The sequence below is a fragment of the Actinophytocola sp. KF-1 genome (assembly GCF_054661535.1).
The window spans coordinates 90,386-114,884 of sequence record NZ_BAAFVK010000006.1 but is presented as its reverse complement, the minus strand read 5'-3'; the positions used below and the strand labels follow the sequence as shown (position 1 = coordinate 114,884).

The following is a 24,499-nucleotide window of genomic DNA, read 5'->3' as shown; positions in this document are numbered from 1 at the left end:
TGTTCACTCAAGAGAGCACGAACGGGCGGCACAAATACGTCGGCAGCGAAATGAAATCCCCGGAGAACCAAAGCGTTGCCCCATTGGGCAGCGTGCCCGTACGGGACGTGTGCCTGCGGTTACCGCCTGCTGACGAGCACGTCCACGCGCACGAGGTGGTGGTCCGAGGCGTCGTTGAGACGGGACAGCTCGTCGGTCGGCCAGTAGACCGCCGAGCGCACCGGCCACAGCCCCCGCGACGGCAGCACGTAGTCGGCGCGGAGGTTCCCGGGCGCGTTGTCGTTGAAGTCCGCGGTGTCGTAGTACGGGTCCGACCGGTGGGTCAGGTTCGCCCCGCCCTGGGTCTGCGCGGCGAGCACCGCACCCGCACTGCCGGGGAGCGGGTCGATCACTCTCCGTGCGTTCAGCAGCTGCTGGATCGCGCCCGGCACGCTGTCCCCGTCGAGCGGGTCGGAGTTCTGGTCGCCCGCGACCACGAACTTCTGGCTCGGGTTCAGCCCGCCCCGGCGACCCTGGTCGTCGTAGATGTAGCGGCCCTTGCCGGGCGTCACATAGTCCGCCCAGAAGCGGATCTCGTCGTGGTTGCGGGTGCCGTTGCGGTCCTCGGGGCCGTCGAACGTGGGCGGCGTCGGGTGGGCGACCAGGAAGTGCACGGTCTCGCGGCCGACCCTCACCGGCACGTCCCAGTGCGACTTCGACGACAGGCGCAGCACGTCGAGGACCTCGGGGGAGTACCAGTCCTTCGGCGCCGGGGTCGCCGGGTCGTCCGGCAGCATCGCGTTCGGCATGTCCTGCCACAGGAAGTGCTGGAAGGTCCGCACGTTCGCCTTGTCGATCGGGTACTTCGACAGCACCAGCATCCCGTACTGGCCCTCGAACAGGCCGAAGCCGTGGGCGTCGTTGCCGGTGTTCGTGCTGCCGTTGCGGTCCAGGTCGAAGCCGGTCAGCACCCCGGTGTTGGACGGCGCGATGAACGCGTACGGGTAGTCGATGGGCCGGGCGCCGTTCTGGCCGCGCTCCAGGTAGTTGTCGCGGAACAGGTCGACGGCGGCCGGCGCGTAGTCGAACTCGTTGATCAGCAGGACGTCCGGCCGGTTGCGCTGGACGACCTCGGCGACCTCGCGGGCCTGCGCGTTGTCCGGCGTCGACAGGTCGGTGACCAGCTGACCGGCCGCGCCGCGGTTGAGCGAGGCGTTGAACGTGGCGAAACGGACGGTCTCGGCGCCCGTCGCCTGGGCACTGGGGGCGGCGAGCACGCCTGCGGCGAGTGCCACCACGGGTAAGAGCAGAAGACGCATGGGCCACCCTGACACGCCCACGTGAACGTGGTCACGGGGATACGGTGAACGGGTGGCGGATTCTCCGGAGGCGGTGGTCAGGACACCCAAGAGCGAGGCGACACGCACCCTGATCGTCGAGACGGCGTTGCGGTTGTTCCAGGAGAACGGCTACGACAAGACGACCATGCGCGCCATCGCCAAGGAGGCGGGGGTGTCGGTCGGCAACGCGTACTACTACTTCTCGTCGAAGGAACAGCTGGTCCAGGGCTTCTACGACCGGATCACCGCCCTGCACGAAGAGGCCTGCGCCGACGTCCTGACCAGCGAGAAGGACTTCGCCAAACGTTTGCGGGCCGTCTTGATGGCGTGGCTTTCGGTTGCCGCGCCCTACCACGAGTTCGGCAGGCAGTTCTTCGTCAACGCGGCCGACCCGTCGAGCCCGCTGAGCCCGTTCTCCACCGAGTCGAGCCCGGCGCGGGACGCCCAGATCGCGTTGTTCCGGCGCGTGCTGGAGGGTTCGACGGCGAAGGTCGACCCGGAACTGCGGCCCGAACTGCCGGAACTGCTCTGGCTGTACGAGATGGGCGTCGTGCTGTTCTGGGTGCACGACCGCTCGCCGGACCGCCGCCGCACCCGGATGCTCGTCGACCGCACGGTGCCGCTGCTCGACCGCGTCATCGGGCTGTCCCGGCTGCGGCTGTTGCGGCCGGTGACCAGGGAGATCGTGCAACTCGTCGGTGAGCTGACGCGCCCGGACGCTTGACAGGGGTCGCCGCGCGGTCCAGCCTGACTGTTACGGGAAGTAACACGTACTTGTCGGGAGGATCGCGATGGCGCGAGTGCTGCAACCCAAGGACCGGGACGTCACAGCGGAGCGGCTGCTCGACTCGTCCATGCGCAACTCCTACGACCCCGACGTGGACGTCGACTGGGACGCGCCACTGGTCGACGGTCTCGGGTTCATGCCGGAGGAACGGGTGTCGCTGTACGGCACCCACCTGTGGGACCGCCTCACGCCGGAGCAGCGGCTGGAACTGTCGAAACACGAGATCGGCAGCATCACCAGCGTCGGGCTGTGGACCGAGATCGTGCTGATGCAGCTGCTCGCGCGGTACGCGGCCGACCTCGACCCGCGCAGCCCGCACACCCACTACGCGCTCACCGAGATCGGCGACGAGACCCGGCACGCGATCATGTTCGGCAAGGGCATCGCCCGGCTCGGCCTGCCCGCGTACGGCCCGCCGCGCGTGGTGCGGGTGCCCGCGAAGGTGTTCGGCGCGGTCATCGGCGGACCCGCCATGTTCGCGTCCGTGCTGGTCGTCGAGGAGACGACCGACCGGCTGCAGCGGTCCATGCTCGACGACGACCGGATCCAGCCGATGATCCGCATGATCAACCGGATCCACGTGGTCGAGGAGGCCCGGCACGTCCGGTACGCGCGGGAGGAGCTCGTGCGCGGCCTGACGAAGCTCTCGCGCCCGGCGCTCGAGGTGCACCGCCTGGTCACGGCGGTCGTCGCGGCCACCGTGATGGACATCCTGGTGCACCCGCGCGCGTACGCGGCGGTCGGTCTCGACCCGCGCGAGGCGCGGCAGGTGGCGCTGGCCAACCCGCACCACCACGAGTCCCGGCGGTGGATGGCGGAGAAGATCGTGGCGTTCCTGGACGAGGTCGGCATGATCGGCGGGCCGTCCAAGGCCATCTGGAAACGCGCGCACCTGATCTGAAAATTCGCTGGTTCCGGCGCCTACCCTGGAATTCATGGCAGCAACGACGATTCCAGGGAAGCACGTCGACATTCGCATGTGGACCCGGCCGGAGACGGTCGAGGAACAGGCGATGCGACAGCTCCAGAACATCGCCGCGCTGCCGTGGACCTTCAAGCACGTCGCCGTCATGCCGGACGTGCACTACGGGAAGGGCGCCACGGTCGGCTCGGTGATCGCGATGCGCGATGCCGTGTCCCCGGCCGCGGTGGGCGTGGACATCGGCTGCGGCATGACCGCGATCCACACGTCCCTGCGGGCGGCCGACCTGCCGGACGACCTGCGGCGCCTGCGTTCCGAGCTGGAGCGTGCCGTGCCGGTGGGCTTCGGCCAGCACCGCGCGACCGCGTTCGACGAGCGGGACGCGTCCGACTGGTCCGCTTTCTGGCGTGCCTTCGACGACCTCACGCCGGAGGTGAAGGCGAACTCGGCGAAGGCGCTGCACCAGATGGGCACGCTCGGTGGCGGCAACCACTTCATCGAGATCTGCCTCGACACCCGCGGCGACGTGTGGGTGATGCTGCACTCGGGCAGCCGCGGCATCGGGAACCTGCTGGCGCAGCACCACATCGAGGTCGCGCGGGGCCTCGCGCACAACGCGTCGCTGCCGGACCCGGACCTGGCGGTGTTCCTCGCGAACACCCCGGAGATGAAGGCGTACCGGCACGACCTGTTCTGGGCGCAGGACTACGCGCGCCGCAACCGTGCGGTCATGCTCAGGTTGATCTGCGACGTGCTGCGCACGCAGTTCCCGCAGGTCCGCTTCGACGAGCCGATCTCCGCGCACCACAACTACGTCGCCGAGGAGACCCACTTCGGCGAGGAGGTGCTGGTGACGCGGAAGGGCGCGATCCGCGCCGGCCGCGGTGACATGGGCATCATCCCGGGTTCGATGGGCACGGGTTCGTACATCGTCCGCGGCCTCGGCAACCCGGACTCGTTCGAGTCGGCGTCGCACGGTGCGGGCCGGAAGATGTCCAGGAACAAGGCGCGGAAGCAGTTCACGGCCGAGGACCTGGCGGCGCAGACGGCGGGCGTCGAGTGCCGCAAGGACACCGGCGTCGTGGACGAGATCCCGGCCGCGTACAAGGACATCGACGAGGTGCTCCGCAACCAGGAAGACCTCGTCGAGATCGTCGCGAAGCTGAAGCAGGTCGTCTGCGTGAAGGGCTGAGCCTCAGCCGGGGCGCAGTGCGAGCGGAGCGGGCGGTGGCAGCGGGGTGCCGCCGCCCGCCCGGAACGCCTGCAGCAGGTAGGCGACCAGTCGACGGGACGCGGCCATGGCAGCCGCGGGGGAGTCGCCCGTGACACCCGCGTTGGCGTGGAGGACGAGGGCGAGATCGGTGCGGTCGAAGTCGGCACGCAGGTCGCCGGAGGCCTTGGCCCGCCGCACCACCTCGGCGAACCGCTCCTCGGCGCGGTCCCGCAGGTGCTCGAAGTCCACCGCGCCGGGGAAGGCGGTCAGGAACGCGGCGCTGAACCCACGGTCGGTCACCTGCATCGCGCACACCCGCTCGATCGCGGAACAGAACCCGCGCCACGGGTCGGGGTCGGCGAGCGCGTCGTCGACCACGGACAGGCAGTGCGTGAGCTGGTCGCTGAAGACCGCGGTGATCAGCGCCGCCCGAGTCGGGAACCGCCGGTAGAGGGTCGCCACCCCGACACCGGCCCGCCGAGCGATCGCGGCCATGGGCACGTCGAGCCCCCGCGCGGCGAACGCCGCACGCGCCGCGTCGAGGATCCGATCACGGTTCACCCGAGCGTCGGCCCGCAACCGAGACGATCCACCGGACATGTTTCTCACATTAGCCACAAGTGGAGTCCCCCGTCCGGTTGCGCCGTTGACGCGGACATGAACGAGATGCGTGCTGCCCTGTACGACAGGTACGGACCCCCGGACGTGCTCTACGAGGGCAGGCTCCCGAAACCCGCCCCCGCCCCGGGCGAGGTGCTGGTCCAAGTCCGTGCGTCAAACGTGAACGGCGGCGAACTGCACGGCCGCGCAGGCAAGATCCGCCTGGCAACCGGTGTGCTGGGCCGCGGCTTCCCGAAACGCGTCGGCATCGACTTCGCAGGCGAGATCGCCGAAACCGGCGAAGGGGTCGCGGAGTACGGCCCCGGCGACCGGGTGTGGGGCGCGCTGCCGAGGAGGTTCGGCAGCACAGCCGAGTTCGTGGCGGTACCCACAAGCCACATCGCACCGGCGCCGAAGAACCTCGACCTGGTGCAGGCCGCCGCCCTGCCCGCGGTAGGCGCGACCGCGATCATCGCACTACGCGACAAGGCAAAACTCCAACGCGGCGAACGCCTCCTGGTACGCGGCGGTGCGGGTGGTGTCGGCAGTGTCGCCGTGCAGCTGGGCCATGCCTACGGCGCACACGTCACCGCACTGGCGAGCGCACGACACCGCGACGCGGTCCTCGCCCTGGGCGCGGACGAGGTGCTCGACTACCGCACCGCGCGCCCCGAAACGCTGGGCCGTTTCGACGTAGTGCTGGACACGGTAGGCACGGAGTTCCCGGTCTACCGCAACCTGTTGACCCGCTCGGGCCGCATGGTCGCGATCGCCTTCGACCTCGACCACGTCGTCGCTTCCCTGTCCTACCTGTTCGCAGCGTCGGTCTTCGCCCGCCGCAAAATCCACTTCTTCAGCGGCAACCCACGCACCGACCTGTTCACGGACCTGACCCGCCTCACCGAGTCCGGCGCCATCCGCCCGGTCGTGCACACGGTGTTCCCGCTCGCCAAGATCGCGGAAGCCCACCACACCCTCGAAGCGGGCGGAGTACTGGGCAAGATCGTCATCGAGGTACAACCACACTGATCTGGCCCCTGGACATCCACCCAGCCACGCAGACGCCAACCGCCGACGGCACCCGCACGCACCGGTTGCCCTGTGGGCTGGGTGCACCCGCCGATGCTTCGCATCGACCAAGAGACGGACGAAGTGGTCGCGTGGCTTCACCAGGTCCCTGCCCGGGGCGGGGGCGGCGCCCGCCGGCGTCGGGGTTGTGCGGACGCTGGTGGCGGTGCGGTCGAACCTGTCCAGACGATGCTGGCGGACTGCCACACCGAGGGGCTGAACGTCAGGTCCTGTCCGACCTGAGCGGTCAACTCCTGGCCGCGGCCGAACCAGTTTCGGGGGCGCACCCACGACCGGGCCACCATCGGCGCGATCGGGTCGACCAGCGTCTCGCTCGCACCCACCGCAGTGACCTGGGCTATCAGGCACCACGGTGGTCCGGCCGCGCCTGAAGGTGGCCCGGTCACGCCGAGCATGACCCGGCCACCCAGGTCCGGAACCGCAGCATCGTCAGCCTGCGGGTCGCGGTCGAGCGCGCTGTCGCTCACTGGAAGGACTGGAAAATCCTCGCCACCGGCTACCGCGGACGACCCGCCGAACTCCTCAACCTCATCCGCATCATCACCACCCTCGAGCACTACCGCCTCGGCTGGTGACGCGGTTCTTGAGCGAGGCCAGCCCATGCACCGCAAACGCCAGGAGTGGCTGTGGAGGACCGAACGACGATCCGTGTAACTCCCGATCATGGAAGTGCGCCTGATGACCGACATGATGTCCGGTGTGGGGAACGCATCGGGCACGCCACCGCACCGCCCTTGGTCGACGTCCACACCACGACTGCATCGCGGTGTCCTCCACGCCCTCAATCGACAGCGCCGAAAGGCCCGAGAACACCACAACGACCAGCGTCGCCATCTCAGCGGCACAGGATCGTGACAGTCCGCCGACCCGCTCCGGCGGAGGGCCACAACGGCACCACTTTTCGGTGGTGGTGTTGTCCAAGGAGGATGTGGTGGCGGAGGAGGGTGATCGCTGCGGTGGCGGCGTCGCTGTCCTGGTCGAGGCCTCTGACGGAAAGTAGGTCCGCTTTGCGTGTGGCGGTGGTCCATTCCGCCAACAGGTTGGGTTGTCCTTGTGAGGAGCGAGCAAGGCGGCGAAAGAACGCACGGGGTCTGCCAGCGCCGTCATCGCGGGGCGGCCGCGGTCAGGGCTTGGAGTTGTTGGCGTTGCCGTTCGGTGAGGTTCTCCGGCCGGGGCAGTAGTAGGCGAGTGGATCTCGGCTAGTAGCGCGGTAGCCCCCACGCCCGGTTTCTGTTCACGGCAGGCGGAGGTGGCCCCGATGTGGGCCGACTCTGCAGGTGCGGTACTTGGGAACCCGCTGAACGTGTTGCGGTGTGGCCGCGCGGGCGTATCGCTTGACGGTGTTCATTGCCAGGCCGAGGCGGCGTGAGCAGTCCAGCAGCCCGACTCCAGCGTCGAGCAGAGCATGGATCTGCTGCCACCGCTGAGGGGTGATTTCGGCGAGCTTTCCCTCGCGCAGTCGCGCGACCGTGGCCAGCATGCACTGTGGGCGGGCCACTTCCTTACCACGGCGTCACACAGACCGTGCCGGAGATGCCATCGGCCGGCGACCTGGACCGCCTTCGGCAGTCCGTCACGCACCGACTGCGCGTACGCGGCCGAGCCGTCCCTTCACATAACTTCGGCTCGTGGATGCGCCCGCAGCCACCCGGCCAGCACCTTCGGCACCGCGCCCAGACAACACGTCTATCCGGGCGCCGGTGTCGGTATCAATCAACACAGTCGCGTAGTCATGACCTCTCAGCAGGGCGAGATCGTCGATTCCCAGCACCCGCGGCACCTCACGACCCGGCAAGGGGTTTCCCAGCAGGACCGCGCAGCGGTGTCCCGCCCGACCGCGATCCCCATCGCCGGCAGCAACCGGGCCTAAGCCCTGCCCGCCAGCTCGCGCACGACACTGTGAACCTGCTCGCGCAGCCGGACGGTCCCGCCGCTGCTACCGCTCAACAAGCTCGGTACTTGCTCTCGGAAGGTCTGGTGCGCGTACTCGTTCGACAGCGCAACGCATCCGATGTACCGCAACCTCACCAGCACCCACCGTCCATCGACCGGCACATCCGCAGGCACCCGCTTGTGGAAGGCATGAACCCGGTCTGTCGGCGTCCCACAGACAGGACACGCCACCTGAGTGCCCCTGGTCGATGCCCGCACCACGATCACATCGCCGGCATCCTCGACGTCCCCGACCGACAGCGCCGATAGCCCCGAGAACACCACGCCGACCAGCGTCGCCATCTCAGCCACGAACGATCATGCCGCCCGCTGGCCGCTCCGGCAGAGGGCCACGACGACGGCACCATCGAAAGCGCGCTAGAGCCGCTTGTTTGGCAGAGCCGGCGGTCGCGGCGCGCGAATGGGTGTTTGTGTCCTGCGGGCTGGTGTGCGGGTGCGGCCTGGGAGCCGCACCCGCACTGCCGGGTCTTGCTGGTCTTCTTGCTGTCAGCGTTTCCGGACCGCTGGGGCTTGCTGGACTCCTTGCTGTCAGCGTTTTCAGATTGCTGGCTTGCCTGGTCTCCTTGTTGTCAGCGTTTCCAGAACGGGCGGCGGGTGCGGGGGGCGCCGCTGGTGGTCAGGGATCGCAGGGTGGCGATCGTCTTGTGCCAGCGGTGGTCTACTTCGGACGGGTCAGCTGTTGGTGTGGCCAGTTCTGTTGACAGGGTGCCCAGTGTGGTGCGTGCATCCAGGGGTTCGTTGTTCTGCTGCCACACCGCCAGCTGGACGCGGATGCGCTCGGACAGCGCGGTCAGCAGGCCCGCTCGTAACCACACGTCCTGGCCTTCGTGCTGGAGGAGTCGCGTCAGCTCGTCCTGCACGAACGTTGTCAGTGTGACGACGTTGCCCGGGGCGGGAGGCGGTGTTGCCGCGCGCTTGCCGCGCTTGCGTGGCAGGCCGATCCCCGGCAGACCCGGGCGGGGTGGGACGCCTGCTGCCGGCGGCGGTGGTGGGAAGCTGCCTGGTGCCGGCGGGGGAGGACCGCCGTAGCCGCCCTGCAGGTCGTGGCCGCTGTCGAAGGCCGACGCGCCACGTGTTGCTTCGGCTGCGCTGAAGCGTGCGACCGCGCCGAACGTCGGCATGCTCGCCGGTGCCGCCGCGGCCGCCGGCGCTGTGCTCGCCCATGGGCTTTCCCAACCGCTCGGGTGATCCACCGGCTGTGTCACCTGGCGGGTGGTGCCGCCCTCGTTCACCACGCGCTGGTCCACCGCCACGAACGCCGTGAACCGGGACAGCACGCCGAACTTCAACGAGGTCTCGACGATGCGTTCTTCCAACGACGTCTGCCCGGTGACGTACTTGTCCTCCAGGTCGCGGATGATCGCCCGGGCCCACAGGTTCGCTAACGCCGGGTTGTCGCTGCGCGTCGCCGTGAGTCTCGTTTTCAGGCTTGGCTGGCCGGTGACCGTCACCGCACCCTGCGGCGAGCCCGTGTAGCGGCCCATCACGACCACCGGTGCGCCCGGGAAGACGTCCGGGAGCGGAGTGGGCGCGAGCGTCGTCCTGTCCAGCGTCAGGCCGTCACCCGTGACCTGGAGCTCCGTCACCAGCGGCGTGCCGATCCTGCGGTGGATGTTGTGCATGGCCTCGTCGAGGCGGTCCTCCGACTCCACCAGCTCGCAGCGGCCCCGCGTGCCCGCCAGGCGCTGCAGGAAGCCCTCGTTCACCGAGCGGTCGATGCCCACGGTGTGCACGCGCACGCCCGCCAGCTTCGGCGACAGCTCGTACAGGATCTGGTCCTCGTTGCCGATCTGACCGTCCGTGACCAGCACCAGGACGCGTTCCCGTTCGGTCTCCTCGCGCAGCAGGTCGGCGGCGCGGCGCAGCGGCGACAGCATCTCCGTCCCGCCGCGGGCATCCAGCGTCGCGAGGAACTCCACCGCGCGGAAGCGGTTGCGGTCGCTCGCCTCGACCAGGCTGTCCGGCAGGCCGGGTGGCGTGTCGATCTGGTAGTCGAAGCCCATCACGGCGAACCGGTCGTCGCCGCCCAGCGTGTCGATGATCCTCCCCGCCGCACGGCGGGCGGCGACCATCTTCCAGCCGCCCATCGAGCCCGAGCGGTCCAGCACCAGCACGACGTCGCGGCCGCGCTTCGCCGGTGCACCGGTCGGGGGCAGGACGGTCAGCGCGAACGTGCCCGCCTGCTCGTCCTCGTCCGGGAGGACGGTGAGCGCGGTGCTGATCGCCGACTCGTCGCCGATCTTCAAGCGCAGCAGGAAGTCGCGGTCGGCGCGTTCGCCCGGGTTGAGGCTGATCCGCATGCCGCTGTCGGTGTCGTCGGTCCTGGTCGCGTGCAGGCTGGAGCGCACGGCGGCCAGCGGGAGACCCGCCGTGTCGACGTCCACCGACAGTGATAGGTCGACCGGGTTCGGGAAGCCGGGTAGCAGCACCGGCGGCGAGATGCGGGACGCGTCCGGCACCTGATCGGTGTCGAGGGCGGTGCCGTCGCCCACCTGCTCGCCGTCGACCGGCCGGCCCGGGATGTACTTCGGCGCCACGACCAGCGGGAACCGGTACGTCGCCTCCCCGTCCTCGTAGGCCAGCGCCCCCGCCAGCGTCAGGTGCACGGTCACCCGCTCGCCCGGCATGACGTTGCCGACGCGCATGGTGAACACGCCCGGTCGCTCCTCCTCGGCGATGGACGCGCGCTTGCCCTCCTGGATGGCCTGGTCGTAGGTGGCGCGTGCCTCGCCGCGTTCCTTCAGCACACCCTCGACCACCCGGCCGTCGGCCTCCATGCGCATCGCCGTGACGGCGGCGCGCGGCGGCAGCGGGAAGACGTAGGTGGCCTCGAGCGGCTCGTCGTACGCGTTGTGGAAGCCCTGGGTCAGCTCCGTGTGCGACGCGAGACCGGTGATCCTGGCGCGGACGTCGATCGACTCCAGCGGCAGGTTGCCGTGCTTGGTGCGCAGGCAGCCGAGCCCGTCGTCGTCGGTCGGCCGGGCGGTCACCTCCGCCTGGTCGATCAACTCGATGTCGGTGCTCATCGACGTTCCTTTCGTGGGGTCAGGCCGAGGCGTTCGATCGCGTCGAGCAGCGGCGCGGCGGCCGCGGTCAGCTCCGCGACGTCGGCTTCGCCGAGGTTTCTGGTGGCGCCGTCGAGCAGCACGGTGACACTGTCACCGACGCGGAAGGCGGGCACTACGTTCATGACAGTGTTCGAGGTGACAGTGTCGGGCTCGCCGGCCTCGACCCGCCGCAGCAGGCGTCCCATTTCCACCGCCACCTCCCGCGGCGGGTACACGATGTCCATCGTCACGTGGGGTTTGACCTTGGCCAGCTCGGCGAGCTCGGCGTCCGAGACGCCGAGCAGCTTCTCCTGGATCTCGGCCAGTGCCAGGCCTTGTGCCTGCAGTTTCTTGATGGCGGCCAGCTGCATCGCGTGCCGCTCCCCGTACAGCGCGACCCGCCCGCGTGTCGCCAGCGGACGGTCGACGAGCCCGATGGTCGTGTACCACCGGATGGTGCGCCCGTTCGGCAGCTCCCGGACCCGCCCGCTCTGCTGCCCGTCGTAGTCCTCGGCCAGCAGGTCGGCGACACGTTCCGAAAGCTGCTCGAGGGTGTACAGCTCGTCGCTCATGCCGCAATGTTGACAGTGTTCGATGACAGTGTCAAGCTGTCAGTGTCACAAACTTCCGTCAACCCCAGCCGAGCTCGTGCAGACGGGCGTCGTCGATACCGAAATGGTGGGCAATCTCGTGAACGACCGTGATCGCGACTTCCTCGACCACGTCCTGCTCGTCCCGGCAGATGTCGAGGATCGCGTCGCGATAGATGGTGATCGTGTCCGGCAGCACGCCGCCGTACTGCGACGTGCGTTCCGTCAGCGCGACACCGTGGTAGAGCCCGAGCAGCGTCGGGTTCTCGGGATTGCGGTCCTCGACGAGGATCACCACGTTGTCCATGGCCCGTGCGAGCTCGTCCGGGATCAGGTCGAGCGCGTCGCCGACCAGCTCCTCGAACCGCAGGCGGGTCATGGCGAACGCCATGTCAGCCGCCCGACTTCGGGGTGCTCGACGCCGGGGTGTTCGGTGTCGAGGAGTTCAGGGGCTGGGCCTTCACGCTCCCGCGCACCGGGCGGAGTGTCTGGTTCGGCTCGAGCGCGCCGACCTTGCAGTCGACCTTCCGCGAGCCCGCGGCCCAGCTCTCGGCCTTCAGCGTGTCCGAGTACAGCGAGAGCCCAAGGGCCGCCAGGTCCTTGTCGCCCGTGTACTTCGCCGCCACCGGCGGGCAGAGGTCCACGGTCTTCTGGAGCTGCTGCGCCTCGGACGGGTACGCGCCCGGGAACGTCTTCGACAGGTCGATGCTGCCGACGACCTCGTAGGAGTGCTCGGTCGAGCAGTCGACCGGGTCGCCGACCTCCTTCTTGTTCACCAGGGCGAAGCACGTTCCCGGGTCGTGCACGTTCGACTGGTCCTGGTTCTTGGCGCTCCCCGTGGTGGGCAGCAGGCGCTTGCCGGACGGCGTCACGCGCTGCAGGCCGCAGCGCAGCTTGCGGTCACCGTTGCGCCACTGGTCGGCGTTGGGCTTCAGCGCGCCCACCGTGTACTTGCCGTACGGGTCGAGCTTGCCGCCGAGGTACTTGGTACCCACCGCGGTGCACTTCTCCGTCACGACCTGCTGCCAGCCCTCGTCGTTCGGTGGTGGCGCGCTCGCGGGGTAGTCCTTGCCGATGTCGACGTTCTCGGTCACCTCGAAGGTGTGTGGCTTCGAGCACGGGACCCGGCGCATGTTCTGCGGGGCGTCGTTCGGCCAGTCCAGGCAGGTGCCACTGGGCGAGTCGAACGCGGCGGCCGCCTCTTCCGCGACCGTGTCCGCCGAGCTCTTCACCGACACCGGCCACGAGAACAGCATGCTCATGCTGAGCACGGCCAGCGCCCCGACGAAGGCGCCCGCCATCACCAACCGTGTTTTGAGCGTGCTCCTCCGGGAGCTCGACAACCCGACGCGTGCAGACATCGCGTCCATGATGCCAGCGTCACGCACCGTGGTAGGGGTCGAATCGACTTGCGGGTGGAAACAGGTCGGCGGATACGCTCCGGGCCGTGATCGACCTGAGGACGTTGCGTGAGGATCCGGAGGCGGTGCGCGCGTCCCAGCGCGCCCGAGGCGAGGACGAGGCGGTGGTCGATGCGTTGCTGTCCGCGGACGAACGGCGCCGGAGCGCGGTAGCCGCCGCCGACACGCTGCGTGCCGAGCAGAAGCAGCTGGGCAAGCAGGTCGGCCGTGCGCGCGGTGAGGAACGTGACGCACTTCTCGCCAAGGGCAAGCAGCTGGCGGCGGACGTGCGTGCGGCGGAGGCGGCGCAGGCCACGGCTGAGGAGGAGCTCGCCAAGCTGCACATGGCGGTGCCGAACGTGGTGCACCCGGCCGCCCCGGCCGGCGGCGAGGACGACTACGTGGTGGTCAGGGAGGTCGGCACGCCACCCGAGTTCGACTTCGAGCCCGCCGACCACCTCGACCTCGGGGTGCGGCTGGGCGCGCTGGACGTCGAGCGCGGCGCGAAGGTGTCCGGTTCGCGGTTCTACTTCCTGACCGGTGTCGGCGCGCAGCTGCAGCTGGCGCTGCTGAACCTGGCCGCGGCCCAGGCGACCGCGAACGGGTTCACGCTGATGATCCCGCCCGTGCTCGTGCGCCCGGAGATCATGGCCGGTACGGGCTTCCTCGGCGCGCACGCGAGCGAGGTGTACCGCCTGGCGGACGACGACCTGTACCTGGTGGGGACGTCGGAGGTGCCGCTGGCGGGCTACCACTCCGACGAGATCCTCGACCTGTCGAACGGCCCGAAGCGGTACGCGGGCTGGTCGTCGTGCTTCCGCCGAGAAGCGGGCACGTACGGCAAGGACACGCGCGGCATCATCCGCGTGCACCAGTTCGACAAGGTCGAGATGTTCGTCTACTGCCGCCCGGAGGAGGCGGAGGCCGAACACGCGCGGTTGCTGGCGTGGGAGGAGGAGATGCTCGCGAAGATCGAGGTCCCGTACCGCGTGATCGACGTGGCGGGCGGTGACCTCGGCACGAGCGCGGCGAGGAAGTTCGACTGCGAGGCGTGGGTGCCGACGCAAGGCCGTTACCGCGAGCTGACCTCCACGTCGAACTGCACGACGTTCCAGGCCCGCAGGCTGGCGATCCGCTACCGCGACGAGAACGGCCGCCCGCAGGTGGCGGCCACGCTGAACGGCACGCTCGCCACCACGCGATGGATCGTGGCGATGCTGGAGAACCACCAGCAGGCCGACGGCTCGGTGCGTGTCCCGGAGGCGCTGCGCCCCTTCCTGGGGCGCGACGTGCTCACCCCTGCGTGACGGGCCACCTGGATGGGTGGTGCCCGCCGGGGACGGTCCGATGACGGTCGCTACCCGAGCCGAGGAGCGCCAGGACGGGGCTGACCTGGGCGGATGGGACCGGCGAGCTGGAGAGGCCACGACGCTGGTTGCGGAATCGCGTCGCTGGGTGGGGACGCCTTGAGGTTGGGTGGCCGGCTCCGCGGTTGTGGTGCGGGAGTGCCAGGTGGCTGACGTGGGCGGATGGGACCGGCGAGCTGGGTGAGGAGGCTCGAGGAGAGGCCGCGACGCTGGTTGCGGAATCGCGTCGCCAGGTGGGGACGCCTTGAGGTTGGGTGGCTGCCTCTGCGGTGCGGTGCGGGAGCGCCGGGCTGTCGTTCGGTGGGACCGGGGCAGCCGGATCGGTGAGCCTCGTTGTCGGAGGTGGGGTCGGGTGCCGGGCAGTTGGCGGAGCCGGCGGCCCGGAGCGGTGGCACCCTCCCGCTGGGGGTATCGGGTGGCCTCGGGGTGCTGGGGGGACGTAGCCTGCGGGCGTGCACCGGTTGTTTCTTGTTACTCCGCCGCCCCGCTTCTGAGCGGGTGTGTGCTGGAAGGCTGTGACGCTGTGAGCTGATGCCGCGGCGTCTATTTGGTGCTGCCCGGCTTACATCCGCGTATGCGAGGTTTCCTTTGACTTCGATCGCGGGAGCGGTTTTTCTTGTTCACATTTGTGGGTCGTCCTGTGCGTATTTCCGGGGCGTTGGTTCTTGTTGCCGGGGTTCTGTGGGGTACTGGTGGACTTGCCGGTGCCTTGCTGCAGAAGGCGGGTGAGGTCGGGCCCGTTTCTGTTGCCGCCTACCGCCTGCTTGTCGGTGGGGGTGTGGCGACCGTGGTCGTCGCCTGCATGGGGCAGTTGCGTTATCTGCGGGGGCGGGCTGTTGTGTGGCGGCTTGCCGTTTCCGGCATTTTGCTGGCCGAGTTTCAGGCTGCTTATCAGGTCGCTGTCGCGCAGATTTCTGTCAGCTTGTCCACTTTGATCACTATCGGGTGTGTTCCGCTGTTCGTCGCCCTGGGGACCGCGTTGCGTGAGCGGCGGTGGCCTTCTCCTCGGACCGGGATCGCCATTCTCGCCTCCGTGGTCGGGCTGGGGTTGTTGTCCGGGGGGACCGGTGACCTGGACGGGTGGCGGACGTTTTATGGGGTGGTCGCTTCCCTCCTGGCAGGCGCTGGGTTTGCTTTGCTGACGCTGGTCACCGCTCGGGCTGTGGTGGGGCAGCACGTGGTGACCTGCGTTGGGTTGTTGCTCGGCGGGGTGTTGTTGACGCCGTTCGCCCTTGTTGCCGGTATGGGGTTGTCCTTTGCGGGTGACGTCGTCGGGCTTGTTCTCTTTCTCGGGGTCGTGCCCACCGCTCTCGCGTATGGCGCCTACTTCGTCGGCCTGCGGCACACGCATCCCACCGCCGCCGCGCTTGCCACCATGCTCGAGCCGCTCACCGCCACCGTGCTCGCCGTCGGCCTGCACGGGGAGCAGCTTCACCTTGCCGGGGTTGCCGGGGCCCTGTTGATCGGGCTGGCGCTGGTGGTGGGGAGTCGCGGTTAGCGGAGGCCGATGGCCTTCGCGATCATGGGTTTCAGGCTGCGGCTGAACTCCAGGTTCATGTGGTCGCTGTCGAAGTACACGGCCACGTTGCCCACCACCGCGTAGCAGCGGGTCTTGTCGCAGAAGTAGTTGCTCAGATCGATCAGCTCGACGTTGCGGACGCGGGTCTTCCTCGCCACCTCGGTCAGCGGGTCCCTGGGGTGCGCCACCTTCCTCTCGACGGCGCACGCCAGCGGCTCGTCGGGGTTCAGGACCACGCAGTCGCGGTTCCGGACCTTGCCGTTCAGCGGCGGGTCCGCGAGCACGAAGACCCGCGCCCCCACGTCTGTCCACTTCCGCCAGTACGGCTCCAGGCCCTCGCGGTACTGCTCCGTCTGGGACCGGTCGCTGCCGTCGTTCGCGAACTCCTCGCGGGCGAAGAACGACGTGAAGACCATCTTCGGACGATCGTCCCGCACGACGTCCGCGATCTTCGCGGTCCAGTTCATGCAGGCCTTCTTGCTGCCCTCCGAGGCCACGGTCCGGTAGCCCTCGAACTCGATCCGCGCGAACGGGCAGCCGCCCAGCAGGGAGAGTTTCAGGACCCAGCCGTTCTCCTTCGCCAGGTCGAACAGCGGACCCTGCCACTGCTGGGCGTGCGAGTCACCGACCAGCCAGACCCTGGGGGCCTTGGCCCTGCCCCGGCTGAAATCGCAGACCGACGTGGTTCGCTTGTCGCCGACCATGTACTTGTCCGTGGACCGGCACTCCGGCGGCTTGTTGTAGTACTGGTTCGCCGGGCCCATGTCGACGACCGCCGCCGGGCCGAAGCGGTCCTCGCACTTCACGCCACCCGCCAGCGCCGGGGCGCCGTGGCACGGGGTCTCCTCCACCACCTCCGCCTTGCGCTGGGCCGCCGTCACCTCGCGGTCGTAGGCGCCGTTGAGCAGGTGGGCGGCCACCGCCACCACCGCCACGCCGGCGACCATGGCCGCGAACGTCAGCTTCGTGCTGCGGGCCAGCGGGCCGAACGCCAGGCCGCGGTCCTCCACCAGCACCTTCGACAGGTACGACAGGACCAGCGACACCGCCAGCACCGCCAGCAGCCACGGCGTGGTCATCTCGCCCGCGTCCAGCACGTCGCCCAGGACGAACGGGGCCAGCAGGATCAGCGGCCAGTGCCACAGGTACAGCGAGTAGCTGATGTTGCCGACCAGTTGGACCGGCCACGAACCCGTCACCGGGGAGTGCCACTGCCTGCCGGGACGCAGCCCCGACATGATCACCAGCGCGGTGCCCGCCACGGGCAGCAGCGCGTGGTAGCCGGGGAACGGGGTGTGGTGGTCGTACAGCACCGCCGACGCCACGATCATGGCGAAACCCGCGAACGACGTGAGCCCCGCCGCCACCTTCGGCAGCACGAGCCGGTGCGCCAGCAACGCGACCAGCGCGCCCGCCGCGAACTCCCAGGCCCGGCCCGGCGTCACGAAGTACGCCTCGTTCGGGGACGCGTCCGTGTAGTACACGCTGAACGCCAGCGCCGCGGCGCCGACCACGGCGATACCGACGACCTGCGCACGCCGGCGCCGGACCAGGAACAGCACCAGCAGCAACACCGGCCAGACCAGGTAGAACTGCTCCTCCACCGACAGCGACCAGTAGTGCTGCACCAGGCTCGCCTGCGCGTTGGCCGCCGAGTAGTCGACGGACTTCGCCGCCAGCAGCCAGTTCTCCCAGTACATGGCGCTCGCGGCGGCCTCGTGCGCGGTCGCCTCCCAGCGCGGGTACGGCAGCAGGAAGTACGCCGCCGCCACCGACAACCCCAGCACCAGCAGCGCGGCGGGCAGCAGGCGGCGGATGCGGCGGGCGTAGAAGCGGCCGAGCCGCACCCGGCCCGTGCCGCTGATCTCCTTGTCCAGGTGGGAGCTGATCAGGAACCCGGAGATCACGAAGAAGACGTCGACACCGACGTAACCGCCGGTCAGCCAGTCGGCCGACAGGTGGTTGAGCACCACCGCGAGCACGGCGACGGCCCGGAGCGCCTGGATGTCCGGGCGGAACCCCGGCCGTGCGGACGCGGGACCGCGCGCGGGCGCGCCGTCCGCCCGACGGTGTTCTGTGACGGTGCCCATACCCCTCAGACCTGGTCGGCGACGTGTTTCGCGATCTCGAGCGCGCAGGTCGCACCAGGGGACGGGGCGTTCAGCACGTGCACCTGGTGCGCGGCGGACTCGATGACGAAGTCCTGCACCAGTGTGCCGTCCGGCAGCAACGCCTGTGCACGGACACCGGCACCCGCCCGCACCAGGTCCTCCCTGCCGACCGCGGGCACCAGCCGGGCGAGGCTCGTCGCGAACCGGCGGCGGGAGAGCGAGCGGGCGACCTCCGCGACCGCCGTGCGCGGGTACCGGCGGGCCAGCTTCCAGATGCCGGGGAACCGCGCCACCTCGGCGAGGTCGGCCACGGACACGTCCCGCCAGCGGTACCCCTCCCTGCGCAGCGCGAGCACCGCGTTGGGCCCGGCGTGGACGCTGCCGTCCAGCATCCGGGTCAGGTGCACGCCCAGGAACGGCAGCGTCGGGTCGGGCACCGGGTAGATCAGGCCGCGGACCAGGTGCGCCGCCTCCGGCCGCAGCGTGAAGTACTCGCCGCGGAACGGCACGATCCGCACGTCGGGGTTCAGCCCCGCCAGCCTCGCGACCCGGTCGGCGTGCAGGCCCGCGCAGTTCACCAGCGCGTCCGCGCGCAGCACCTCGGTGCCGGTCGCGATCTCCACCCCGCCGGCCCGGCCCGGCCGGATGCCCAGTGCGGGGGTGGAAAGCCGCAGGTCAGCGCCCGCATCCGTGAGCAGCCGGACCAAGGCGGCGCACACGGCGGGGAAGTCGATGATGCCCGTGCTCGCCACGCGGAGCGCGGCGAGGCACGCCACCTCGGGTTCCAGTTCATGCGCCTCGGCGGGCTCGATGAGCTTCGCAGGCACGCCGTTCGCCTCGGCGCGCGCCGCCAGCGCGTGCAGGCCGGGCAGCTCCTCCTCGCGGGTGGCGACCACGAGCTTGCCGCACACCTCGACGGGCACGCCCTGCTCGCGGGCGAACGCGACGATGGACCGGTTCCCGGCCACCGACATCCGCGCCTTGAACGAGCCGGGTGCGTAGTAGAGGCCGGCGTGGACGACGTTCGAGTTGTGCCCGGTCTGGTGGCCCGCCCAGTGGTCCTCCTTCTCGAGGACGGTCACCCGGTCGCCACGCGAGGTCAGCTCCCGCGCGGTCGCCAGGCCGAGGATGCCGCCGCCGACCACCACCACATGTCGCACGGGGGTGAAGCGTAGGTGATGCGGAGGGTGCGGGGCGTGTTCTCTACCGTGGTCGTGTGCTCGACGTGCGCAAGCGGTTCGGTCCCGCCATCGACATGGGTGGCGGCCTCCTGCTGGTCGGCGCCGCCGGGTACGTGTTCGTGGCGCTGGCCGGGCACACGCTGCCCCCGGCGGACGCGGCCGCGCTCGCCAGCCTCTACCTCATGGTCAACATCGTCGGGTCGGGCGTGTTCACCGCGCTCGAGCAGGAGACGAGCCGCTCGGTGAGCGCCGAGGCCGCGGCGGGCCGGGGGCCGGGCACGGTCGCACGGCACGCGTGGCTGCTGGCCTGCGGGTTGCTGGTGGCGCTGCTCGTGGTGCTCGGCGCGGTGTCGCCGGTGCTGACCGACAAGGCGTTCGGCGGCCGGTGGGGGCTGTTCGCCGCGGTGGTGGTGAGCGGGTTCGCGGCGGCCGCGGTGTACGTGGTGCGGGGACTGCTCGGCGGGCTGCAGCGGTTCACCGGCTACTCGGCGACGCTGGCGGGGGAGGGCCTGGCGCGGATCGTCCCGTGCGTGCTGATCGCGTGGCTGGCGACGCCGGACGCCACCACGTTCGCGCTGGTCTTCGCGGCCGGGCAGGTGCTCGGCGCGGTCGTCGGCCTGCTCTGGCTGCGGCCGAAGCCGGTGCTGCCCGCCGAGGTGACCCCGGCCCCGCCCGTCACCGTCGGCGGGATGGCGCGGTCGGTGGCGCTGCTGGTCGGCGGCACGCTGCTGATGCTGGTCGTGATGAACATCGGGCCGGTCGTCGTCACGTCCCGGATGACCGGGCACGCGGCCGCCGCGGCCGCGTTCGCGTCGGCGTTCGTGCTGGCACGCATCCCGTTGTTCCTGTTCGCGCCCGTGCAGGCGATGCTGCTGCCGTCGCTGACGCGGGCGGCGGCCGCCGCGGACTTCGCGACCGTGCGCGCCAGGCTGCGGCTCATCGTCCTCGCGGTGCTCGCGATCGGCCTGCCCGCCGTCCTGGCCTCGTTCACGATCGGGCCGTGGGCCGTGCAGGTGCTGTTCGGCGCGGAGGTCCGGCTGTCCGGCGTGGTCGTCGGGCTGCTCGGCGTGAGCACCGTCGGCATGATGACCGCGCTGGTCCTGCAGCCGGGGCTGATCGCACTCGGCGCGCACAAGTCGGTCACCGCCGCGTGGCTCGCCGGGACCGTGGTGCTGGCCGGCCTGCTCGCCCTGCCCGGGGACCCGATCCGGGCCGGGGTGATCGCACAGCTGGTGAGTGCGGCCGTCGTCGTGGCCGTGATGGTCCGCGCGGTTTCCACCTCGTTGCGGCGCGGAAAAGCCGATCCTGCCCCCGCCGGTGCCACCGTCGTGACCGGCTAACGTAGTCGCCCGTGTCCACGGACAGACCTGGCCTGCCCATCATCATCGTTCCCGCGTGGAACGAGCAGCAGACGGTGGGCGACACGGTCCGGGAGATCCGTGCCGCCACCCCTGACCTGCCCGTTCTGGTGGTGAGCGACGGCTCGACGGACCGCACCGCCGACGTCGCCCGCCAGGCCGGGGCGCTCGTGCTGGAGCTGCCGTTCAACCTCGGCGTGGGTGGCGCGATGCGCGCCGGTTTCCGCTACGCGGTCCGCCACGGGCACTCCGCGGCCGTGCAGGTCGACGCCGACGGCCAGCACGACCCGGCCGAGGTGCCGCTGCTGCTGGAGAAGCTGGCCGAGGCGGACGTGGTGATCGGCGCCCGCTTCTCCACACCCGACGACGAGTACCGGGTGCGCGGGCCGCGCAAGTGGGCCATGGTCGTGCTGTCGAAGGTGCTGTCGCGGCTCGCGAAGACCCGGCTCACCGACGTCACGTCCGGGTTCAAGGCGTCCGGTGGCCGCGCGCTGGCGGTGTTCGCCGAGCACTACCCCGTGGAGTACCTGGGGGACACGGTCGAGTCTTTGGTGATCGCGTTGCGGGCGGGCTGCCGGGTCACGCAGGTGCCCGCGCGGATGCGCCCCCGGCGCGGCGGCAACCCGAGCCACCGCCCGGTCAAGTCCATGATCTATCTCTTCCGCGCCGGGTTCGCCCTGCTGCTCGCGCTGATCCGCAGGTGGGAGACGGCCGACGCGCCGGAACCCGCGCGGCAAGGAGGTGTCCCGTGAGCACGTACCTGGTCGCGCTGGTCGGCAGCCTGCTGGTGCTGGCAGGCATCGTGGAGCTGCTGCGCAGGCGTCAGCTCGGCGAGAAGTACGCCGTGCTGTGGCTCGTCGTCGGTGTGTTCCTGCTGGTGTTCACCGCCGTCCCCGGGCTCGCGATCTGGCTCGCGCGGGCGCTCGGCGTCGCGGTGCCCACCAACCTCCTGTTCTTCGTGGGCATCCTGTTCCTGGTGGGCGTGGTGCTGCACCTGTCCTGGGAGGTGTCCCGGTTGGAGAACGAGACCCGCAAACTCGCCGAGGACCAGGCGATCCTGCGCCTGGAGGTCGAGCAGCTGCGGGAGGAACGCGAGCAGACGTGAGCACCGTCGACATCATGATGCCCTTCTACGGCGACGCCGCGATGATGCGCGCGTCGGTGGAGAGCGTGCTCGCGCAGGACGACCCGCGCTGGCGGCTGACCGTCGTGGACGACAACCCGGACGACGACCCGGCCGTGACGGCGTGGTTCGCCGGGCTGTCCGACGACCGGGTGCGGTACCTGCGCAACCCGCGGAACCTCGGCCTGACCGGCAACTTCAACCGCTGCCTCGAGCTGGTCGAGCACGAGCTGGCCGTGCTGATCGGCTGCGACGACCTCATGCTGCCGAACTACGTCGGTGTCGTGCGTGGCGTGCACCTCGACCACCCGGACGCGGGCATCATCCAGCCGGGGGTGCGGGTGATCGACAGCGCGGGCAACGAGACGAAGACGCTGGTCGACGAGGCCAAGCGCATCCTCTACAAGCCGAGGTTCGACCGCCGCCTGACGCTCGCGGGCGAGGAGCTGGCGGTCAGCCTGCTGCGTGGCGACTGGCTGTACTTCCCGGCGATCTGCTGGCGCTCCTCGGCGCTCAAGGAGCTGCGGTTCCGGCCCGACCTGCGGGTCATCCAGGACCTGGCGCTGCTGATGGAGCTGGTGGTGCGTGGCGAACGGCTCGTCGCGGACCGGACCGTGTGCTTCGAATACCGCAGGCACGACGCGAGCGAGTCGTCCTCGACCGCGTTCGACGGGTCGCGGTTCACCGAGGCGGGCGAGTTCTTCGTGGACGTGGCCGGGCAGATGGCCGCGCACGGCTGGCACCGCGCCGCGCGGGTGGCGCGGCTGCACCTGTCGTCGCGGATCTTCGCGCTGACCAACCTGCCGCAGGCGCTGCGGGCGCGGAACGGGGTCCGGCCGCTGGTGCGGCACGCCTTCGGCCGCTGACTCAGCCGTTCCTGCCGCCCTCGCCGCACGCGGTGACGCGGTACAGCTTGTTGGTGCCGTCGCTGTCGACCAGCTCGAAGCCGGGCGCCGAGCCGGGGTCGGCGAGGCCGCGGTAGTAGTTCCAGTACCCGTCGTACGTGCGGAACTTGGCCGCGCCGACCAGCAGGTAGTCCGCGTGCAGGTGCCGCACCGCCTCGCACACCACGGGCTCGGTGGTGACCTCGTTCAGGTGCCCGGCGATGATCCGCTGCTCCCTGCTGTGCTCGCTGCGGAAGTGCGGGAAGAGCACCTCGCGGTCGGCCAGCGCCCACAGCATCGCGCTGCCGTTGAACGGGTTGCCCGCGACCACCGCGTCCTCGGGGATCTCGTTCTTGACGCGCAGGTAGAAGCGCTCCATGTCCGCGGTCACGAGCTTGCTGACGTCCGACACGGCGTAGCCCGCGGCGACCCGCTTCTGCCGGTCGGCGGGGTAGAGGCCGGTGGTCACGACCAGCAGCAGCACGGTCAGCCCGATCGCCGCGTAGGTGCTGGGCACCCTGCTGAGACGGGTCGGCGACTCGCTGACCTTGGCCGCCAGCAACAGGATGCCGCCGACCGCGAGCGGGACCGCGGTGATCGGCACCATGGCGGCGAGGCGGTGCGAGTCGTTGTACCAGAAACCGGTGAACATCCTGGTGTCCGGCCGGTTGATGGACGCGGCGAGCACGTAGAGGAACGTGGTGGCCGCGTGGCCGGCGACGACCAGCCACAGCACCCGGTACCGCCGCGCGGCGACGATCCCCGCGATGACGACCGCGGACAGGACCCACAGCGCGTCGCGCTTGTTGGTGGCGTTCAACGCCACGTCGCCGACCGCGTTGGCGGGGGTCTCGAACGGCGGCCAGTAGGTCTGGCGCACGTCGGCGAACGCGGGGGTGGTGGCCGCCCAGTACCAGGCGACCGCGAACACCAGCACGAACGCGGCGAACTCGGCGACACCGCGCCAGGTGCGGCCGTCCCTGTGCAGCCGCAGGCCGCGCGCGCCGATGGCGGCCGCGATCGGGATGAGCGACAGGACGCCGACGGAGAACAGCACGTTGGGGTGCGTCAGCCCGGTCGCGACGAGCACCACCGGCAGCGTGAGCCACGCGCGACCGCGGCCGATGGCGTCGTCCTTCGTCCAGCCGGTGATGGTGAAGACGAGCGCGAGCACCGCAGGCGCCAGCGCCATGCCGAGGAGGTTCGGCCACAGGACGCCGAACCCGAGCAGGTCCCACGGGAACGCGGCGAAGCCCATGCTCAGCACGCCCGTGATGGCGAGTGCCGCGGTGTTGCGCCCGAAGAGCTGGCGGACGAACAGCAGGCACGACAGCGGCCACAGCACGAGCGCGGCCACGACGCTGACGAGGTTGGCGGCCACGGGGATGGTCGTGCCGGTCGTCATGACGAGCAGCGAGCCGAGGTCGTGCCACGCGCCCGGGTAGAACACGCCGGGCACGTCCGGGTTGCCGAACGTGGCGAGCGTCAACGACGACGCCTTGTGGGAGTCGAGGATGTAGGCGAGCGCGTTGTAGTGGAACAGCGCGTCATAGGTCTGTGACAGCGTGTCCGGGGTGCGGATCGCACGGACGACCGTGACCGCGCCGAGCGCGAGCGCGGGCACCAGCCCCGCGAAACCGGCGACCGTGACGGGCCGGGGGTCCGCGTCGACGGCGAAGATCCGCCGCCCGCGCAACGGGATCGCGATCGCGGCCACCACGGCGATCGCCACCGCGCACACGACGAGCACAATGCCGAGCGACCAGTCGACGCCGATCATCTCGGCCAGGATGGCGGTGCCGGCGATCAACGCGATGCTGGTGACGGGTGCGATCGCCCACGCGGCGATGCCGCGCAGCCCCGTCAGGTAGCTGATCGCCGCACCGGGCAACAGCAACCACGCGACCGTGACCAGGGCATGTGGCACGGCTTCGAACCAGTTCATCGCGGTGCGACCTCGATTTCCTCGCTGGGGATCCAGCCCTCGGGCGCCGCCGATTCTAGGAAGGCGCCACCCCGTCGCCCCCAGGACGTGC

21 protein-coding genes are annotated in these 24,499 nt (G+C 70.1%); 11 read left to right on the top strand and 10 right to left on the bottom strand.

Going from position 1 to position 24,499, the window contains the following annotated elements; genetic code table 11:
• Window positions 1-119: 119 nt before the first annotated feature.
• The gene (locus ACYQ77_RS19250; RefSeq protein WP_459713188.1) at window positions 120-1,298 is read right to left on the bottom strand and encodes an endonuclease/exonuclease/phosphatase family protein; all 1,179 of its coding nucleotides are present in this window, start codon (window positions 1,296-1,298) and stop codon (window positions 120-122) included.
• 52 nt (window positions 1,299-1,350) lie between these two features.
• Here ACYQ77_RS19250 and ACYQ77_RS19245 point away from each other — a divergent pair, with 52 nt between their 5' ends.
• The 3 genes from ACYQ77_RS19245 to ACYQ77_RS19235 all read left to right on the top strand — a co-directional run bounded on the left by ACYQ77_RS19245 (window position 1,351) and on the right by ACYQ77_RS19235 (window position 4,220).
• Window positions 1,351-2,043: a TetR family transcriptional regulator gene (locus ACYQ77_RS19245; RefSeq protein WP_459713186.1), complete on the top strand. Its 693-nt coding sequence runs from the start codon at window positions 1,351-1,353 to the stop codon at window positions 2,041-2,043.
• A gap of 67 nt (window positions 2,044-2,110) precedes the next feature.
• Window positions 2,111-3,007 (top strand): AurF N-oxygenase family protein, encoded by an 897-nt coding sequence (locus tag ACYQ77_RS19240; RefSeq protein WP_459713184.1) that lies wholly within the window; start codon window positions 2,111-2,113, stop codon window positions 3,005-3,007.
• A gap of 34 nt (window positions 3,008-3,041) precedes the next feature.
• Complete coding sequence (locus ACYQ77_RS19235; RefSeq protein WP_459713182.1) at window positions 3,042-4,220, top strand: RtcB family protein; 1,179 nt, start codon at window positions 3,042-3,044, stop codon at window positions 4,218-4,220.
• Between the two features lie 3 nt (window positions 4,221-4,223).
• On the opposite strand, the gene ACYQ77_RS19230 is transcribed toward ACYQ77_RS19235, so the two are convergent.
• A complete protein-coding gene (locus tag ACYQ77_RS19230; protein WP_459713180.1) occupies window positions 4,224-4,802 on the bottom strand; it encodes a TetR/AcrR family transcriptional regulator in 579 nt (192 codons plus the stop codon).
• Window positions 4,803-4,898: 96 nt separating this feature from the next.
• Here ACYQ77_RS19230 and ACYQ77_RS19225 point away from each other — a divergent pair, with 96 nt between their 5' ends.
• Both ACYQ77_RS19225 and ACYQ77_RS19220 read left to right on the top strand, forming a co-directional pair.
• Window positions 4,899-5,870 (top strand): NAD(P)-dependent alcohol dehydrogenase, encoded by a 972-nt coding sequence (locus ACYQ77_RS19225; protein ID WP_459713179.1) that lies wholly within the window; start codon window positions 4,899-4,901, stop codon window positions 5,868-5,870.
• 1,792 nt (window positions 5,871-7,662) lie between these two features.
• Window positions 7,663-7,800 (top strand): hypothetical protein, encoded by a 138-nt coding sequence (locus ACYQ77_RS19220; RefSeq protein WP_459713177.1) that lies wholly within the window; start codon window positions 7,663-7,665, stop codon window positions 7,798-7,800.
• On the opposite strand, the gene ACYQ77_RS19215 is transcribed toward ACYQ77_RS19220, so the two are convergent.
• From ACYQ77_RS19215 to ACYQ77_RS19195, 5 genes are all read right to left on the bottom strand, one after another.
• Window positions 7,797-8,165: a transposase family protein gene (locus tag ACYQ77_RS19215; RefSeq protein WP_459713953.1), complete on the bottom strand. Its 369-nt coding sequence runs from the start codon at window positions 8,163-8,165 to the stop codon at window positions 7,797-7,799. The two genes, ACYQ77_RS19220 and ACYQ77_RS19215, sit on opposite strands and share 4 nt — an antisense overlap.
• Before the next feature lie 287 nt (window positions 8,166-8,452).
• Window positions 8,453-10,909 carry a VIT domain-containing protein gene (locus ACYQ77_RS19210; protein ID WP_459713176.1) on the bottom strand — a complete coding sequence of 819 codons (2,457 nt, stop codon included), beginning with the start codon at window positions 10,907-10,909 and terminating at the stop codon, window positions 8,453-8,455.
• Window positions 10,906-11,502, bottom strand: a complete 597-nt coding sequence (locus ACYQ77_RS19205) for a MerR family transcriptional regulator (RefSeq protein ID WP_459713174.1) — start codon at window positions 11,500-11,502, stop codon at window positions 10,906-10,908. The genes ACYQ77_RS19210 and ACYQ77_RS19205 overlap by 4 nt, the downstream gene beginning before the upstream one ends.
• A gap of 58 nt (window positions 11,503-11,560) precedes the next feature.
• Complete coding sequence (locus tag ACYQ77_RS19200; RefSeq protein ID WP_459713172.1) at window positions 11,561-11,911, bottom strand: metallopeptidase family protein; 351 nt, start codon at window positions 11,909-11,911, stop codon at window positions 11,561-11,563.
• A 1-nt stretch (window position 11,912) separates the two neighbouring features.
• Window positions 11,913-12,881 (bottom strand): septum formation family protein, encoded by a 969-nt coding sequence (locus ACYQ77_RS19195; protein WP_459713170.1) that lies wholly within the window; start codon window positions 12,879-12,881, stop codon window positions 11,913-11,915.
• An 86-nt stretch (window positions 12,882-12,967) separates the two neighbouring features.
• On the opposite strand from ACYQ77_RS19195, the gene serS reads away from it, so the two are divergent.
• Together serS and ACYQ77_RS19185 are read left to right on the top strand one after the other, a co-directional pair.
• Window positions 12,968-14,227, top strand: coding sequence for a serine--tRNA ligase (gene serS, locus ACYQ77_RS19190; protein ID WP_459713168.1), 1,260 nt, complete (start codon window positions 12,968-12,970; stop codon window positions 14,225-14,227).
• Between the two features lie 688 nt (window positions 14,228-14,915).
• The gene (locus ACYQ77_RS19185) at window positions 14,916-15,785 is read left to right on the top strand and encodes a DMT family transporter (protein WP_459713951.1); all 870 of its coding nucleotides are present in this window, start codon (window positions 14,916-14,918) and stop codon (window positions 15,783-15,785) included.
• On the opposite strand, the gene ACYQ77_RS19180 is transcribed toward ACYQ77_RS19185, so the two are convergent.
• Together ACYQ77_RS19180 and lhgO are read right to left on the bottom strand one after the other, a co-directional pair.
• A complete protein-coding gene (locus ACYQ77_RS19180; RefSeq protein WP_459713166.1) occupies window positions 15,782-17,896 on the bottom strand; it encodes an acyltransferase family protein in 2,115 nt (704 codons plus the stop codon). The genes ACYQ77_RS19185 and ACYQ77_RS19180 overlap by 4 nt on opposite strands.
• Before the next feature lie 5 nt (window positions 17,897-17,901).
• Window positions 17,902-19,077, bottom strand: a complete 1,176-nt coding sequence (lhgO, locus tag ACYQ77_RS19175; protein WP_459713165.1) for an L-2-hydroxyglutarate oxidase — start codon at window positions 19,075-19,077, stop codon at window positions 17,902-17,904.
• 56 nt (window positions 19,078-19,133) lie between these two features.
• Between lhgO and ACYQ77_RS19170 the strand changes: the two genes are divergently transcribed.
• From ACYQ77_RS19170 to ACYQ77_RS19155, 4 genes are read left to right on the top strand one after another with little or no spacing between them, the layout of a single operon-like run.
• A complete protein-coding gene (locus ACYQ77_RS19170) occupies window positions 19,134-20,438 on the top strand; it encodes a hypothetical protein (RefSeq protein WP_459713163.1) in 1,305 nt (434 codons plus the stop codon).
• 11 nt (window positions 20,439-20,449) lie between these two features.
• Window positions 20,450-21,208: a glycosyltransferase family 2 protein gene (locus ACYQ77_RS19165; RefSeq protein WP_459713161.1), complete on the top strand. Its 759-nt coding sequence runs from the start codon at window positions 20,450-20,452 to the stop codon at window positions 21,206-21,208.
• Window positions 21,205-21,561 carry a DUF2304 domain-containing protein gene (locus ACYQ77_RS19160; RefSeq protein WP_459713159.1) on the top strand — a complete coding sequence of 119 codons (357 nt, stop codon included), beginning with the start codon at window positions 21,205-21,207 and terminating at the stop codon, window positions 21,559-21,561. The genes ACYQ77_RS19165 and ACYQ77_RS19160 overlap by 4 nt, the downstream gene beginning before the upstream one ends.
• Window positions 21,558-22,445 carry a glycosyltransferase family 2 protein gene (locus ACYQ77_RS19155; RefSeq protein WP_459713156.1) on the top strand — a complete coding sequence of 296 codons (888 nt, stop codon included), beginning with the start codon at window positions 21,558-21,560 and terminating at the stop codon, window positions 22,443-22,445. Before ACYQ77_RS19160 ends, ACYQ77_RS19155 begins: the two co-directional genes overlap by 4 nt.
• Before the next feature lies 1 nt (window position 22,446).
• Here ACYQ77_RS19155 and ACYQ77_RS19150 read toward each other — a convergent pair whose 3' ends face one another.
• Window positions 22,447-24,408: a DUF6541 family protein gene (locus tag ACYQ77_RS19150; protein WP_459713154.1), complete on the bottom strand. Its 1,962-nt coding sequence runs from the start codon at window positions 24,406-24,408 to the stop codon at window positions 22,447-22,449.
• Window positions 24,409-24,499: the final 91 nt, after the last annotated feature.